The organism is Chryseobacterium paludis (assembly GCF_025403485.1).
Taxonomy (GTDB): domain Bacteria; phylum Bacteroidota; class Bacteroidia; order Flavobacteriales; family Weeksellaceae; genus Chryseobacterium; species Chryseobacterium paludis.
On sequence record NZ_CP099966.1, the window covers coordinates 942,245 to 956,505 of the forward strand.

Consider the following 14,261-nt stretch of genomic DNA (forward strand, 5'->3'; position numbering starts at 1 on the left):
GCGAGAGAAAATATACTATTTAATGTCCAGATCAACAGAGTTTAATCGTAATGAATTTAAAATCACTGAAAGAGAACTGAAGCTCATCGCTGCTGCAGCAATCATGGGTGATAATAGAATTCCAAAAAATGGATACAATAATCCTGCCGCAATAGGTACTCCCAATACATTATAAATGAATGCGAAAAACAGATTTTCTTTGATGTTTTTTAATAATTTTTCACTTAGGAGTTTTGCTTTTGCAACTCCAATGATATCTCCTTTAAGTAATGTAATTTCAGCACTTTCAATAGCGACATCTGTTCCTGTTCCCATTGCAATTCCGATATCCGCTTGTGCCAAAGCAGGGGAGTCGTTGATGCCATCTCCTGTCATAGCCACAATTTTCCCCTCTTTCTGAAGTCTTTTAACCTCATTTAGTTTATCCTCAGGTAAACAGTTCGCTTTAAAATGTTTGATACCTAATTCATCTGCAACAGCTTTAGCCGTATGTTCATTATCACCTGTCATCATAATAATCTCCAAACCTTCCTTCATTAAAAGCTCAACAGCCTTCTTGGAGCTTTCTTTAATTTTATCAGTAAAGCTTATAAATCCTAGAGCGGTATTATCTTCTGCTACATAAGAAATGGTATATGCCTTTGACTGAACTTCAACCGCTTTTTGCTTTAAATGATCTGGAATAGAAATTTGATGGGAAGTCAATAGACTTTCATTTCCTACATATATAGTTTTCCCATTAATATTTCCTTTAACCCCTTTTCCGGATATATTTTCAAATTTTTCTACTTTCTCAGAGGTGAGATTCTGTTCTTTTGCTTTGTTGATAACAGCATTAGATAAAGGATGTTCTGAATTTTGATTTAAGGAGAATGCCAGTTTCAATATTTGATTTTGATCCCCATTATTTATACTTTCAATGTACTCTACAGAAGGTTTTCCTTCAGTTAAGGTTCCCGTTTTGTCTGTAATTAGAACATTTACTTTATTCATGTGTTCCAGAGCCTCTGCATTTTTGATCAATATTCCATTTTTTGCTCCCTTGCCGATACCTACCATTAAAGACATTGGAGTGGCCAGACCAAGGGCACAAGGACAGGCAACAATTAAAACAGCTACTGCATTAACGAAAGCAAATAGACTTCTTTTACCTTCAGGACCAAAGAATTGCCAGCCTACAAATGTAAGTGCAGCAATAAGAATCACTGTCGGAACAAAGATTTTAGAAACTTTATCAGTTAACTTTTGAATTGGTGCCTTACTTCGGCTTGCTTCATTCACCATTTTTATAATCTGCGAAAGCAGGGTTTCATCACCTACCTTTTCAGCTTTCATAATGAAAACCTGATTGCCATTGATGGTTCCCGAAGAAACTCTATCATCAATATTCTTCTCAACAGGAATCGGCTCTCCAGTGATCATACTTTCATCTACGATAGAATTACCTTCCGTAATCTTTCCATCTACAGGGATTTTTTCACCGGGTTTTACTTTTAGAAGATCTCCGATTTTAACCTGTGAAAGAAGTACTCTCTTTTCTTCACCATTAATCATAAGGTTGGCTTCATCAGGAGAAAGGTTCATTAATTCTCTGATGGCGTTTCCTGTTTTTTTATGGGCTGCTGCTTCCATTAATTGTCCTAAAATAACAAGCGTCAAAATCACACAGACTGCCTCGAAATAAAGTGGGATCTCATGGTTATGTCCGCGGATTTCATGAGGTATAATATCTGGAAATACCAAAGAAATAATACTGAATATAAATGCTGCGGAAACTCCCAGAGCAATTAAACTAAACATATTTAAATTCCAGGTTTTGAATGAAACCCAGCCTCTTTTCATTAAGAACCATCCCGAATAAAAAAGCACGGGAAGAGTAAGCAGCAGCTCAATAATCCCTTGAATTTGATGAGAGAAAGGGAAATTAATGAACATCCCACCCATTGAAAGAATAAATACAGGAATGGTGAACCCTAATGAAATAATAAATTTTCTTTTCAGTATGTTGTATGTTTCATCATCTTCTTCACCTTCGGTATCAGGCATCCTTACCAGATCCATTCCACAAATCGGGCAACTTCCAGGTTCATCACGGATGATTTCCGGATGCATAGGACAGCTGTACTTTGCGGTTTTCTTTTCAGGATATTTTACAAGATCCATTCCGCATACAGGACATCCCACATTACTGTCATAGGTTTTATCCCCTTCGCAATACATTGGGCAATAGTATTTTCCTGCCATATCATCCGTAACTCTTGGAGCTTCCTGGTGATGGTGAGTATGGGAATGGGATTGCTGATGTGAATGTTGTGAAACGGATTTTTTAACCAAATCTTCTGTAATCTCCTCCATATGCATATGACAAACAGGACAGTCTTCTTTTTCATCATACACTTTATCACCCTCACAAAACATCGGACAATAATATTTTCCAATACTATCTTTGAAATTTTCCGGTAGATTGGCCGAAGAGTAGGTGGGTTTATAGTTTGGATCTTTAGATTGTTTTTCCTCAATAGGAACTAAATACATCTTGCAGACGGGACATCTTTCTCCTTGTTTGAAATATACTTTATCACCCTCACATTCCATAGGACAATAATATACTGACGACGGGGAAATGCGATCTTGAGGTTTTATAAAAGTTTTCCCTTGTTGAGTAGGGTCTTCTAACTGGTAATGACCAATTTCTCCCAAAACTTTATTGAGATTACTAAGATCAATGTCTTTATCAGAAGTAATAGTTGCCAGACCTGTTTCCAGATTAATGTCAGCTTTTATTCCTTCAATAGCATTAAGCTTTTCTGAGATTTTTTTCTGACAACCTGAACAGGTCATTCCAAGTATTTTATATTGTTGTTCCATGATCTTAAATGATGTTATTGTCTTTATATTCGCTTTCCTTCAAAGCAATGATATCTTCTAATTGATAGTGACCAATCTCCTCTAACACTTTATTTAGGTTCATAAGATCAATTTCCTGATTAGAAATAATAGTAACCATTTTTGTCTCCAGGTTAATATCGGCTTCTATGCCCTCCAAAGTGTTTAGTCTTTCTGAAATTCTTCTCTTACAGCCCGAACAGCTCATTCCAAGTATTCTATATTGTCTTTCCATGATCTTAAATTATATGACAAAGTTCCAAAAAGCAAAAGGATACCTGTTATAAATTTAAGGATAATAGTTATAAAATTTGGAAAGCCGGTAAGTTGTAGTGCTCGAAAATGAGAAGTTGTAAAGAAGTGATGATACAAGATTGTATCTTTATTTTAATAAATAATTACTTAAGAAAATGGATTGTTATAATCTTATCTTATTATAAAACTAAAAGTCTCTCACCAGCATCTAAAATACCTAGACAAAATCCAAAGGTTTTCTGTTATGAACCTTTAGTTTTTTAAATTCGGTGGGAGTAAAACCCGTACTGTTTCTAAATTGTGAGGATAAATGCTGTACGCTTTTATAGCCTAACTTTCCTGCAATTTCGGTTAAGTTAAATTCATTATACAAAAGAAGCTCTTTTACCTTCTCAATTTTTTGAAGAATGAAGAACTGTTCTAATGTAATATTTTCGTTTTGTGAGAATGTTTTGGAAAGTGAACTGTAATCTTTATGAAGTTTTGAGGTGAGAAATTCTGATAATAAGAAGTTTTCATCAATATCAAGTTCACTGATCTTTATGATAATAAGGTTTTTGATCTTTTCAATTAACTGATGTGAAGAATCTTTTATTCTTTCAAAACCAGTCTTTTCTAACTGCTCTTCGATGGAAGTTAATTCTTGATCTGAAATATCAGATTCGGTTTCAACTTCACCAAGATGTATAGATTTTATATCAATCTTAAAATCATTAAAAATAGCTGACACGGCAGAAATGCACCTGCCACAAACCATATTTTTTATAAAGATTTTCATAATGGATTATTTAATCGGTCTTTTACAAATTCAACCTGCGTTTTTCCATGTGGAATAGGATTGCCATCCTCACCCAAATTAACCATCACAATTTTGTCCACCGTAATAATAGTTTGGTGAGTCATCTTATTTCTTACCTCACATTGAAGAGTGATAGATGTGGAGCCGAATGCTAAAACTTCAATACCAATTTCAACAATATCACCTTGTTTGGCTGAGCTAATGAAGTTAATTTCTGAAATAAATTTGGTAACAACTTTTGTGTTTTCTAACTGGATAATAGCATAAAGTGCTGCCTCTTCATCAATCCATTGTAATAATCTTCCTCCAAAAAGTGAATGATTAGGATTAAGATCTTCTGGTTTTACCCATTTTCTCGTATGGTAGTTCATCTTTTAATAATTTGAGATACAAATTTAACGTTAAAAAATGGCTTAATCAAAGGAAAGGGATTTAGTTATCTAAAGAGAAATATTTATTTTCTCAATCAGCTTGTTTTGTTATTTGTTTTAAAAAGTAAAACGTATAATTTTATTATTTAATCCATTGTACACATTCTTATAAAGAAAATCATAAACTTGAACAGGGTATTTTTAGAATGTAAGGTTAAATTAATTTTAAAAATGTTTAACGATAAAGCGGAATAACTGTGGTTTTAATTTGAAAATATGTATTTTTACTGTATTAATTGCTATATAAAGGTTAATTTGGTGTTAGATTTAATGTTAAAAAATATTTAATTTTTGTAAAGAAATACCCAAAATATTATTTTATAACAATTAAAAAATATTGTTTAACGATAATTTTAATGCGTACATCAAAAGTGAGTGATAAAATACTTATAAAAAGGTTTTGATTTGAAATATTAAATTGTATCTTGCGAACGTTTATATTTGGAATCAATATTTGTTCATTTAATATATGTTGCTTTTCTTTTATATACCAAATTTTTATTAATTATTATAATTTTATTTAACAATGAACATTTTTGTTTCAAACATCAATTACTCAACTAAAGAGTACGAATTACAAGATTTATTCGCAGAATTTGGAGAAGTATCTTCTGCAAAAATCATTACAGACAAAGAAACTGGTCGTTCCAGAGGTTTTGGTTTCATAGAAATGGGGGAAGAAGAAGGAAAGCAGGCTATTGAAGCTCTTAATGAGAAAGAATTCAACGGAAAAACACTTAACGTTTCTGAAGCTAAACCTAGAGAGGAGAAGCCAAGAAGAAGCTTCGATAACAACAGAAGCGGTGGTGGTTATGGAAATAACAGAGGTGGAAACGGTGGCGGTGGCTACGGCGGAGGTAACAACCGTGGTGGAAACGGCGGTGGAAATCGTTGGTAAAAAATATAAGCGGCTTTTAAGCCGCTTTTTTTATGTCTTTTATTCTCGAAGTATTCCGTTTATATATGATATAAGATGTACTTTTTAAATATAGAATACTTTCTTTTTAGAAATTAATCCTTTTTCTTCTTTTTCTTCTTATCTCTACTTTTCTTATCTTTTTTCGGATTAAGAATCTCATTGGCTATTTCCAATTTCGGCGCTTTAGCTTTTACAGGTTTCATTTCAATCTTAAGATCAAAATACTCTTGTAAGTCATCCTTAGATATTAGTTTTTCATTAAATAAAAACTGTAGAATTTCTTTTCCAGAATCATGAAAGAAATTATGTGAAAGCTCTTTTAATAAAAACTTTTTATAATTTTCATGTGGAATTGTTACTGTATACTTAAAGATCCTACCTTCTTTTTGAGTAGAAAGATAACCCTTTTCAACCAGGATCTTTAAATAAGTGGAGACCGTATTTTGATGTGGCTTTGGTTCCGGATGCTGCTCCATAACATCTTTCAAATAAAATGAATCGAGCTTCCAGAATAGCTTCATTAAGTTTTCTTCTGCAGTTGTAAGGTGATTTATTTTCATAAAATATTCTGATGTTGAAAGTGTATATTGCAATAAAGATAAAGAAAAGAAATTAGAAAAGCTATTCCTCCACCCATAAATACTTCTTTTACGGTGTGTCTTTTTAATATGACTCTTGTAATCCCTACAATAACAGCTATACCAAACCATACAATGCCCATCTTCCAATCTAACGAGTAGAATAAAGAAGCAACAAATACATTGAAAGCAGTGTGCATAGAACTTTTAATGAAGAAATTACTTACTTGTAAAGCAAAAAGAAGAATAAGTATGAACAACATTAAAAAATCAAGCGTTCCGTTTTTGATGTAATGGAAAAGGAGATAAAGGATAACGGTAATTGCAGTGAAAATATAGAAAGTTTTTCTCTGAACTCTGTTTGAAACATCCATGTTGGTGTACCTTCCTGTTTTTACATTCCAGATGAGCCAGATAATTACAGGTAATATGATGATAAGGAGTATAGGAAGAAAGTATAATATTGAGTCTTTAAGGGAGTAATCCCGTATACTTTTATAAACGAAAAATAAAAATAACGATACCAAAGGATTAAAAAATTCTGAGATAATTTTAGAGATTTTATGTATCGATGATGTTTGTTTTTCTTCCATGTTTAAATTAAAAACTCAAATATAACATTATAACCAAAAAAACAATTGGTATGTATACAATAAAAACGAAGTTTTTTTTATAATTTTGCTCAACTATTTCATAATAAATAAGCAAGAGCTAGCACATGAAAGAATTTTCTAAAGAGGTATACCTTAAGTGGTATGAAGATATGACAATGTGGAGAAGGTTTGAAGACAAATGCCGTTCTCTTTATCTAAAACAAAAGATCAGAGGTTTTTTACATTTGTACAATGGTCAGGAAGCCATTCCTGCAGGTTTTACACATGCAATGGATTTAACGAAAGATAGTATGATTACTGCTTACAGATGTCATATCCATCCAATGGCAATGGGAGTAGATCCTAAAAGAATCATGGCAGAACTTTGCGGAAAAGCAACAGGAACGTCTGGAGGTATGGGTGGTTCTATGCATATTTTCAGTAAAGAACACCGTTTCTACGGAGGTCATGGTATTGTAGGGGGACAGATTCCTTTGGGAGCTGGTATTGCTTTCGCAGATAAATATTTTGATAGAAAAGCTGTAAATGTTTGTTTCTTCGGAGATGGAGCAGCAAGACAGGGTTCATTACATGAAACATTTAACATGGCTATGAACTGGAAACTTCCTGTAGTATTTGTTGTTGAAAACAATCAATACGCAATGGGAACTTCTGTAAAAAGAACAGCAAACCACGAAGATATTTATAAATTAGGATTAGGGTATGAAATGCCTTGTCTTGCTGTAGATGCTATGGATCCTGAGAAAGTGGCTGAAGCAGCTTATGAAGCTGTAGAAAGAGCAAGAAGAGGAGATGGACCAACATTTATCGAGGCAAGAACTTACCGTTACAGAGGTCACTCTATGTCTGATGCTGAACCTTACAGATCTAAAGAAGAAGTATCAATTCATAAAAAGGATGATCCTATTGAATTGGTAAAAGAAAGAATTTTAGCAAATAATTGGGCAACTGAAGCTGAATTGGAAGCTATTGAAAATAAATCCAGAGATTTTGTTGACGAATGTGTTGAGTTTATGGAAAACTCTCCATACCCTACGCAAGAGAAGATCTATGAGTATGTTTATGCGCAGGAAAATTATCCATTCGTAAACAAACTGGAAAATAACTAATAAATAATATGAGATAATATGATAATGACAAAGAGTTAATTATCATGTTCCCTTTCATTATCAAATTATCAAATTAATTCATTATCATATTAAAAAATTATGGCAGAAGTAATTACAATGCCTCGTCTTTCCGATACGATGACGGAAGGAAAAGTGGCGAAATGGCATAAAAACGTTGGCGATAAAGTAAAAGAAGGAGATATTTTAGCTGAAATTGAAACAGATAAAGCTGTTCAGGATTTCGAATCTGAAATAGAAGGAACCCTTTTATACATTGGTGTAGAAGAAGGCGGTGCTGCAGCTGTAGATTCTGTTCTTGCAATCATTGGTAATGAAGGTGAAGATATATCTTCTTTAAAAGGGGGTAATGCTCCCGCAGCCGAAGGTTCGGAGGAGAAAAAATCTGAAGAAGAGGCTAAAACCGAAAATAAAGAAACCATTGTAGAACAAACTTCTGCTGAAGTTCCTGCTGGTGTAGAAGTTATTACAATGCCAAGACTTTCTGATACAATGACAGAAGGGAAAGTGGCTAAATGGCATAAAAACGTTGGTGATACAGTAAAAGAAGGTGACCTTCTCGCTGAGATCGAAACCGATAAAGCGGTTCAGGATTTTGAATCTGAATTTAACGGAGTTTTATTGAAGCAGGGTGTTGAGGAAAACGGAGCTGCTCCAGTAGATTCAGTACTAGCAATTATTGGTCCTGAAGGAACAGATGTTTCAGGAGTTGGAGCTGCAAAACCTGCAACTCAGACTTCAGAAAAACCTGCTGAACAAAAACCAGAAGCTAAGTCTGAAGAAAAACCTGAAACAGAAGCAGTAAGTTCTTCATCTACAGACAGAGTTGCAATTTCTCCTTTAGCTAAGAAAATAGCACAGGAAAAAGGTGTTGATATTCATGGTGTTCAGGGTTCCGGAGAAAACGGAAGAATTGTAAAAAAAGATATTGAAAATTATCAGCCTTCTCAGGCAAAACCAAATACTTCTGCTCCAGCGGCAAGTTCAGCGGCAGCTCAAGTAGCATTAAGTTTTGTTCAGGGAGAAGATACAGAAACTCCAAATTCTCAGGTAAGAAATATTATTGCAAAACGTCTTGCTGAAAGTAAATTCTCTGCTCCACACTATTATCTGATGGTGGAGATCAACATGGATAAAGCAATTGAGGCCAGAAAAGAAATCAATTCTTTACCAGATACTAAAATTTCTTTCAACGATATGATTATTAAAGCAACTGCTGTTGCATTAAGAAAACATCCACAGGTAAATTCAAGTTGGGCAGGAGATAAGATCATTCACAGAGGAAATATTAATGTTGGAGTAGCTGTTGCAATTCCTGACGGATTGGTTGTTCCTGTTCTTAAGAATACCGATCAGATGAATTACACTCAGATTTCGGCTGCTGTAAAAGATATGGCTTCAAGAGCTAAATCTAAAGGTTTAAAAGCAAACGAAATGGAAGGTTCTACATTCTCGATCTCTAATCTAGGAATGTTCGGAATTGAAACATTTACAAGTATCATTAACCAGCCAAACTCAGCAATTCTTTCTGTAGGTGCAATCATTGAAAAACCAATTGTGAAAAATGGTGAGATCGTTGTTGGAAATATCATGAAGCTTTCATTAGCATGTGATCACAGAGTAGTAGATGGTGCTACGGGTGCCCAATTCTTACAAACTTTAAAAACATATCTGGAAAGTCCTTTAACTTTATTACTGTAATCAGTCCAGTTTGTATTATATCAAAAACCTCTCATTTCGAGAGGTTTTTTGTTTTTAAAACTTTAACGCTGAGAGGATTTCTCCTGATTAAAAAATTGTATTAACATCATTAGAATTTTATTTATATTCACTATTTTTGAACCATGATTATAGCAAGAAATATCCATAAGTCTTATGGGAATTTAGAAGTATTAAAAGGTGTTGATATTCATATCAAAACGGGAGAAGTTGTTTCTATCGTAGGAGAGTCCGGAGCAGGGAAATCTACACTTCTACAAATTTTAGGAACTTTGGATTCGCCTACCAACTCAAAGAATTACGACACGGAAATTACTTTGGCTGGAGAATCATTTATCAATATGAATGATAAACAGCTTTCTAAGTTCAGAAACCAGAATATTGGTTTTGTATTTCAATTTCACCAGTTACTTCCTGAATTTACAGCTTTGGAAAATGTTTTGCTTCCCACCAAAATTGCAGGAGCCAATGAAAAAGAAGCTTTGGAAAAAGCTTACGCTTTATTTGAAGACCTAAGAATAGAGCAAAGGCTACATCATAAACCTAATCAGTTATCTGGTGGGGAGGCACAGAGGGTAGCGGTTGCCAGGGCGCTTATTAACTCACCTAAAACTATTTTTGCTGATGAGCCAACCGGTAACCTTGATTCAAAAAATGCAGATGACTTGCATCGTTTATTTTTTGATTTAAGAGATAAATATAATCAGACATTTGTGATTGTAACCCATAATCCGAATCTTGCTGAAATTACAGATAGAAAACTGGTCATGAAAGACGGAATGATTATCGAATAATGTAGTTTTAATGATGAGAAAAATTATTGTTCTTTTTGTGTTATTGTCTTTTACTTTTGGTTTTAAATCACAAAGCATATCAAATTTGCCAGAATCCAGAATTACAGAGATTAGAACATTTTTAAAAGGAAAGAACTATAATCAGGATCTTGCTGTATTTATCAATTTTAGAGTCTATTCGGGGAAGTACCGTTATTTTATTTACGATCTGAAAAATAATAAAATATTACAACAGGCTATTGTAGCTCATGGTTCAGGTTCAGTGATAAAGAATTCTGATGCACTCAATTTCAGCAATGTTGAAGGTTCCTATCAGTCATCATTAGGTAAATTTGAGATCAAAGAAAGTTATTCCGGAAGATTTGGAAAGTCTTATCGGTTAAATGGTCTGGACATTACCAATAATAATGCTATGGAAAGGGCTATCGTTCTTCATTCTTATAGTTGTATTCCTGATAATGAATCACAAAATCCAGCTTGTTTAAGTTTAGGCTGTCCTATGCTTTCATTTAATGCCTTGAAACAAACTGCCCGATATATTGATTCATCGAAACAGCCTGTTATTTTGTACGCTTTCTATTAAAAATTCGTACTTTGTACTTTTAATTTAAACTTCAGTTATGTCCATTAAGTTTCTTGCAGAGGATGATAGACCCAGAGAAAAATTTTTACAAAAAGGTAAAGATTCACTCTCTGATTCAGAACTCTTAGCAATTGTTATGGGAAGCGGAAGCAGAGATGAAACTGCTTTAGAACTTGCTAGAAAGATCTTATCTACAGTAAATAATAACTGGCATGACTTGAGTTTACTATCTATTAAAGATTTAATGAAATTTAAGGGTGTTGGTGAAGTAAAAGCGCTATCAATTGCCACCTCTCTTGAAATAGGACGTAGAAGGGGCAGACAGGAAATTTCTGAGAAACCAATAATTTCAAACAGTCATGATGCCTATGTTATTTTTAAAAATCATTTGTCTGATTTAAGAATCGAAGAATTTTGGGCTATTTTTCTCAATCAAAGCAATAAGGTGGTTCAGATTTCTCAATTAACGCAAGGGGGAATCAGCCAATCTATTGTTGATGTGAGGATTTTATTTAAAACAGCTTTGGATAATTTTTCTACAGGAATTGTTATTGCCCACAATCATCCTTCTGGAAGTTTAAAACCAAGTAGAGAAGACCTGGATGTTACTAAAAAAATAAAAGACGCAGGGAAATTCCTCAATATTCAGTTATTGGATCATTTAATTATTACGCAAAACGCATATTTTAGTTTCTCGGACGAAGGATTAGTATGATTAAGAGATTAAAATATAGTGAAATAGATTTTGTAAAGTATGCACAATGTTTGGAAAATTCTGAGCAAAGGAAATACTCGGCTTCGAAAGTTTTTTTAGATGTTTCTTCCAATAACCGTTGGGAATTACTGGTTTATAATGATTATGAAGCAGTAATGCCAATTCCATATGTGAAAAAATATGGACTAAAGATTGTCCATAACCCAATGTTATGTCAGCAGTTAGGTATCTTTTCAAAGAAAGAAGATATATCAATTAATGAAGCCTTTTATGGATACCTGAATAAAAATTATCTTGTTAGAGTTTATAAATTTAACGATTGTAATCAATTTCATTCCCAAATAGAATTAAGAAAAAACTTTCTAATTCTTCCGGATTCTTATGAAAATGTATACTCTAAATATTCACCTAAAAGAAAAAGGAAATTAAGGCTAGATAAAGATGTCTTAAATGTATCTAAAATAAAGATGGTAAGCTTTAATGAAGCTAAAGGCTTTATAGAGGCTAATATGTTGGGATTAGATAAAGAAGGGGATCTGAGTGGATTTTTAAGGATTTTCGAAATGTTTTATCACTTGGGACATCTTCAATTTTCTGCTTTTTATTATAATAATAGTATTATCAATGTTATAGCTATTTACGAAGATAAATATACTGTAGCTTTATTAGGAACATTTAATGATAAAAAATATGTGAAGATTTCTGGAGCTTCTGTGCTTATAGATAATGTTATTAAAGATTTTATAGAAACTAAAATATTCGATTTTGAAGGGGGGGAACTTCCTAATATAGAGGAGTTCTTCAGAGGTTTTCGTCCCGAATTTAGACCTTATGGTATTATCGAGAGTTCTGTAAAAAAACTTGTGAAAGATTTAATTGCACTCATTATTAAAGGAAAATTCTTTAACTTAAAATAGTAAACCTAATCATTGTTTAGATTGGTTCTAAATATTATTTATAACTTTACAAAGTTATTTTAACACCATATCTTATTTATGTTTAAACAGATTCGAAACTATAAATTACCATATGCAATCTATAATTTTTTCAATAAGAAAAAGTTGAAACACAATATTCCGTTGTATAAGAAATATGGTGTTAATAAAAGTTATTTTTCAAGTATTTCAAGTAAAGATTTTTCCCATCTTCCAGCAAGTGAAAGAGGGATAGATCATGAAAAATTGATAAATACCAATTTTTATAAAAAATTATCACAAGAAAATAAAGAAAGTACTATTCACTACAATAATAATGGATATCTTATCTTAAAAAATTATTTAAGCACAGAAATAGTTGATCAAATTAATGATGAAATAGAAAAATTAATGACCGAAGGAACCTTGAAGTTTCGTTATGGTGGAAAATTAATGTTTGCAATTCATCATTCTGATATTATCAGAATGATTGGTAATGATAAAGATTTTCTTGACTTTCTTTCAGTTTTACTTGATGGGGAAGCAAAGCTTTTTCAAAGTATTAATTTTATTAATGGGAGTCAGCAAAAAACACATTCTGACAGTATTCATATGACTACTTATCCTCTGGGAGGCCTTTTAGGAGTGTGGATTGCACTGGAAGATATCGATGAGAATAATGGGGCACTTCATTATATTCCAGGAAGCCATAAACTGCCATATTTTTTAAATTCAGATTATGATAATGAAGGAAATGCTTTTAAAATTGGCAAACAAAGTTATAAGGCTTATGAAGAGTTTTTAGAAAATAAAGTAAAAGAGCTTGGTCTGAAGAAAGAAATTTTCAGAGCAAAAAAAGGCGATCTTTTGATATGGCATGCTAATATTTTGCATGGGGGAGAACCACATTTGGACAAAGAGAGAACAAGGAAAAGTCTTGTTTATCATTACTTTGACGAAAATAGTGTATGCTATCATGAAGTAACTCAGAGACCAGCATTATTTGAGTTGTAATTCTAACTATTAGCTTAATGATTTATTGACAAATAATACATCTTTTCTCTGATTTTTTATAGAAAAGTTATAGGGTTCTATGTCGTTATTTAAACTCTTAGCATCATAAGGTGGGTGTATTTCGATTACAATATTTTCTACCTTCTGCAGCCATGAATTATTTTTACCAAGTAATTCGATCTCTGCTCCTTCAATATCAATTTTAAGCAAGTCAATCTTTTCAATATCATAGCTTTTCATGATACTTCCCATAGACAAAGCCTTTGTAAGAATACCTTGTTCAGATACTTTTTGATTGTATGAAAGTTCATCTCCTCCGAACTTTAATGTTCCATCTTCAAAATGAGCAGCAGCATTTAAGCACACAATATTTGTAAATGATTTTGTATTGGTTTTTAGGATTTCAAAATTCTCCTGAGATGCCTCAACAGAATATATTTTTGAATTAGGATATTTTAATGAAAGGTACATCGATGTCATCCCAATATGTGCTCCGAGATCAACAATGATTTTAGGGTCATTGACTAAAAATTGAAGGTGTTCTTTGTAAGTTTCTTTCCAGAATATCTCATAAAAAATATCAATATCTCCCTTGAAGGTTCTTAGATAAGTGTCAAATCTTTTGTTTCCATTTTTAAAATTGTAAGCAAAAATTTCATTATTACTGAAATCCAAACTACTTTTTTTGAATTTTGAACTATATCTTTTTGAATTAACAATAAATGCAAGAAACGTTTTCAGGTTTCCACTCATATTTTTATTAAAAAGTACCTTAGAAATATAGTTTTTTAAAGACATTGTAAGTAGTGTGATAGTTGATAACGCAAATTAAGAGTATTTATATTTATCTAACTATTTTTTAAATAAAAATTGAAAAATAAAAGGGCTAAACTTGCATACAGAACAGTAAATT

At 32.6% G+C, this 14,261-nt stretch carries 15 protein-coding genes; 8 read left to right on the forward strand and 7 right to left on the reverse strand.

Features of this window, described 5'->3' with window-relative positions; all coding sequences use genetic code 11:
• Positions 1–15: 15 nt before the first annotated feature.
• The 4 genes from NG806_RS03895 to NG806_RS03910 form a co-directional block, all read right to left on the reverse strand.
• A complete protein-coding gene (locus NG806_RS03895) occupies positions 16–2,868 on the reverse strand; it encodes a heavy metal translocating P-type ATPase (RefSeq protein ID WP_261512037.1) in 2,853 nt (950 codons plus the stop codon).
• Between the two features lie 4 nt (positions 2,869–2,872).
• On the reverse strand, positions 2,873–3,121 hold the full coding sequence (locus tag NG806_RS03900) for a heavy-metal-associated domain-containing protein (protein WP_214825502.1): 249 nt from the start codon (positions 3,119–3,121) through the stop codon (positions 2,873–2,875).
• A 237-nt stretch (positions 3,122–3,358) separates the two neighbouring features.
• Positions 3,359–3,919 (reverse strand): helix-turn-helix domain-containing protein, encoded by a 561-nt coding sequence (locus NG806_RS03905; protein WP_214825501.1) that lies wholly within the window; start codon positions 3,917–3,919, stop codon positions 3,359–3,361.
• Positions 3,916–4,311: an acyl-CoA thioesterase gene (locus NG806_RS03910; RefSeq protein ID WP_214825500.1), complete on the reverse strand. Its 396-nt coding sequence runs from the start codon at positions 4,309–4,311 to the stop codon at positions 3,916–3,918. Before NG806_RS03910 ends, NG806_RS03905 begins: the two co-directional genes overlap by 4 nt.
• A gap of 586 nt (positions 4,312–4,897) precedes the next feature.
• Between NG806_RS03910 and NG806_RS03915 the strand changes: the two genes are divergently transcribed.
• Complete coding sequence (locus NG806_RS03915) at positions 4,898–5,269, forward strand: RNA recognition motif domain-containing protein (RefSeq protein ID WP_214825498.1); 372 nt, start codon at positions 4,898–4,900, stop codon at positions 5,267–5,269.
• Positions 5,270–5,382: 113 nt separating this feature from the next.
• Here the strand turns inward: NG806_RS03915 and NG806_RS03920 are convergent, their stop codons facing one another.
• Positions 5,383–5,850 carry a BlaI/MecI/CopY family transcriptional regulator gene (locus NG806_RS03920; protein WP_214825496.1) on the reverse strand — a complete coding sequence of 156 codons (468 nt, stop codon included), beginning with the start codon at positions 5,848–5,850 and terminating at the stop codon, positions 5,383–5,385.
• Positions 5,847–6,461, reverse strand: a complete 615-nt coding sequence (locus tag NG806_RS03925; RefSeq protein ID WP_261512039.1) for a phosphatase PAP2 family protein — start codon at positions 6,459–6,461, stop codon at positions 5,847–5,849. The genes NG806_RS03920 and NG806_RS03925 overlap by 4 nt, the downstream gene beginning before the upstream one ends.
• A 125-nt stretch (positions 6,462–6,586) precedes the next feature.
• Here NG806_RS03925 and pdhA point away from each other — a divergent pair, with 125 nt between their 5' ends.
• The 7 genes from pdhA (at position 6,587) to NG806_RS03960 (ending at position 13,348) form a co-directional block, all read left to right on the forward strand.
• The gene (gene pdhA / locus NG806_RS03930) at positions 6,587–7,591 is read left to right on the forward strand and encodes a pyruvate dehydrogenase (acetyl-transferring) E1 component subunit alpha (RefSeq protein WP_261512040.1); all 1,005 of its coding nucleotides are present in this window, start codon (positions 6,587–6,589) and stop codon (positions 7,589–7,591) included.
• Between the two features lie 99 nt (positions 7,592–7,690).
• Positions 7,691–9,310: a pyruvate dehydrogenase complex dihydrolipoamide acetyltransferase gene (locus tag NG806_RS03935; protein ID WP_261512041.1), complete on the forward strand. Its 1,620-nt coding sequence runs from the start codon at positions 7,691–7,693 to the stop codon at positions 9,308–9,310.
• A 143-nt stretch (positions 9,311–9,453) separates the two neighbouring features.
• Complete coding sequence (locus NG806_RS03940; RefSeq protein ID WP_214825488.1) at positions 9,454–10,122, forward strand: ABC transporter ATP-binding protein; 669 nt, start codon at positions 9,454–9,456, stop codon at positions 10,120–10,122.
• Between the two features lie 10 nt (positions 10,123–10,132).
• Entirely contained in the window at positions 10,133–10,705 is a 573-nt protein-coding gene (locus NG806_RS03945; protein WP_214825486.1) for a murein L,D-transpeptidase catalytic domain-containing protein, read from the forward strand.
• 37 nt (positions 10,706–10,742) lie between these two features.
• Positions 10,743–11,420 carry a RadC family protein gene (gene radC, locus NG806_RS03950; RefSeq protein WP_261512043.1) on the forward strand — a complete coding sequence of 226 codons (678 nt, stop codon included), beginning with the start codon at positions 10,743–10,745 and terminating at the stop codon, positions 11,418–11,420.
• The gene (locus NG806_RS03955) at positions 11,417–12,337 is read left to right on the forward strand and encodes a hypothetical protein (RefSeq protein WP_261512044.1); all 921 of its coding nucleotides are present in this window, start codon (positions 11,417–11,419) and stop codon (positions 12,335–12,337) included. Before radC ends, NG806_RS03955 begins: the two co-directional genes overlap by 4 nt.
• 78 nt (positions 12,338–12,415) lie before the next feature.
• Entirely contained in the window at positions 12,416–13,348 is a 933-nt protein-coding gene (locus NG806_RS03960; protein WP_261512045.1) for a phytanoyl-CoA dioxygenase family protein, read from the forward strand.
• A 9-nt stretch (positions 13,349–13,357) separates the two neighbouring features.
• Here the strand turns inward: NG806_RS03960 and NG806_RS03965 are convergent, their stop codons facing one another.
• Positions 13,358–14,146, reverse strand: a complete 789-nt coding sequence (locus NG806_RS03965) for an FkbM family methyltransferase (RefSeq protein ID WP_261512046.1) — start codon at positions 14,144–14,146, stop codon at positions 13,358–13,360.
• Positions 14,147–14,261: the final 115 nt, after the last annotated feature.

Bases quoted from the DNA above. Each gene is read 5' to 3' on its own strand.
- radC (WP_261512043.1), top strand. From the start codon at position 10,743: ATGTCCATTAAGTTTCTTGCAGAGGATGATAGACCCAGAGAAAAATTT.
- NG806_RS03905 (WP_214825501.1), bottom strand. From the start codon at position 3,919: ATGAAAATCTTTATAAAAAATATGGTTTGTGGCAGGTGCATTTCTGCC.
- NG806_RS03910 (WP_214825500.1), bottom strand. From the start codon at position 4,311: ATGAACTACCATACGAGAAAATGGGTAAAACCAGAAGATCTTAATCCT.
- NG806_RS03925 (WP_261512039.1), bottom strand. From the start codon at position 6,461: ATGGAAGAAAAACAAACATCATCGATACATAAAATCTCTAAAATTATC.
- NG806_RS03960 (WP_261512045.1), top strand. From the start codon at position 12,416: ATGTTTAAACAGATTCGAAACTATAAATTACCATATGCAATCTATAAT.
- NG806_RS03920 (WP_214825496.1), bottom strand. From the start codon at position 5,850: ATGAAAATAAATCACCTTACAACTGCAGAAGAAAACTTAATGAAGCTA.
- pdhA (WP_261512040.1), top strand. From the start codon at position 6,587: ATGAAAGAATTTTCTAAAGAGGTATACCTTAAGTGGTATGAAGATATG.
- NG806_RS03900 (WP_214825502.1), bottom strand. From the start codon at position 3,121: ATGGAAAGACAATATAGAATACTTGGAATGAGCTGTTCGGGCTGTAAG.
- NG806_RS03940 (WP_214825488.1), top strand. From the start codon at position 9,454: ATGATTATAGCAAGAAATATCCATAAGTCTTATGGGAATTTAGAAGTA.
- NG806_RS03945 (WP_214825486.1), top strand. From the start codon at position 10,133: ATGATGAGAAAAATTATTGTTCTTTTTGTGTTATTGTCTTTTACTTTT.
- NG806_RS03935 (WP_261512041.1), top strand. From the start codon at position 7,691: ATGGCAGAAGTAATTACAATGCCTCGTCTTTCCGATACGATGACGGAA.
- NG806_RS03965 (WP_261512046.1), bottom strand. From the start codon at position 14,146: ATGTCTTTAAAAAACTATATTTCTAAGGTACTTTTTAATAAAAATATG.
- NG806_RS03895 (WP_261512037.1), bottom strand. From the start codon at position 2,868: ATGGAACAACAATATAAAATACTTGGAATGACCTGTTCAGGTTGTCAG.
- NG806_RS03915 (WP_214825498.1), top strand. From the start codon at position 4,898: ATGAACATTTTTGTTTCAAACATCAATTACTCAACTAAAGAGTACGAA.
- NG806_RS03955 (WP_261512044.1), top strand. From the start codon at position 11,417: ATGATTAAGAGATTAAAATATAGTGAAATAGATTTTGTAAAGTATGCA.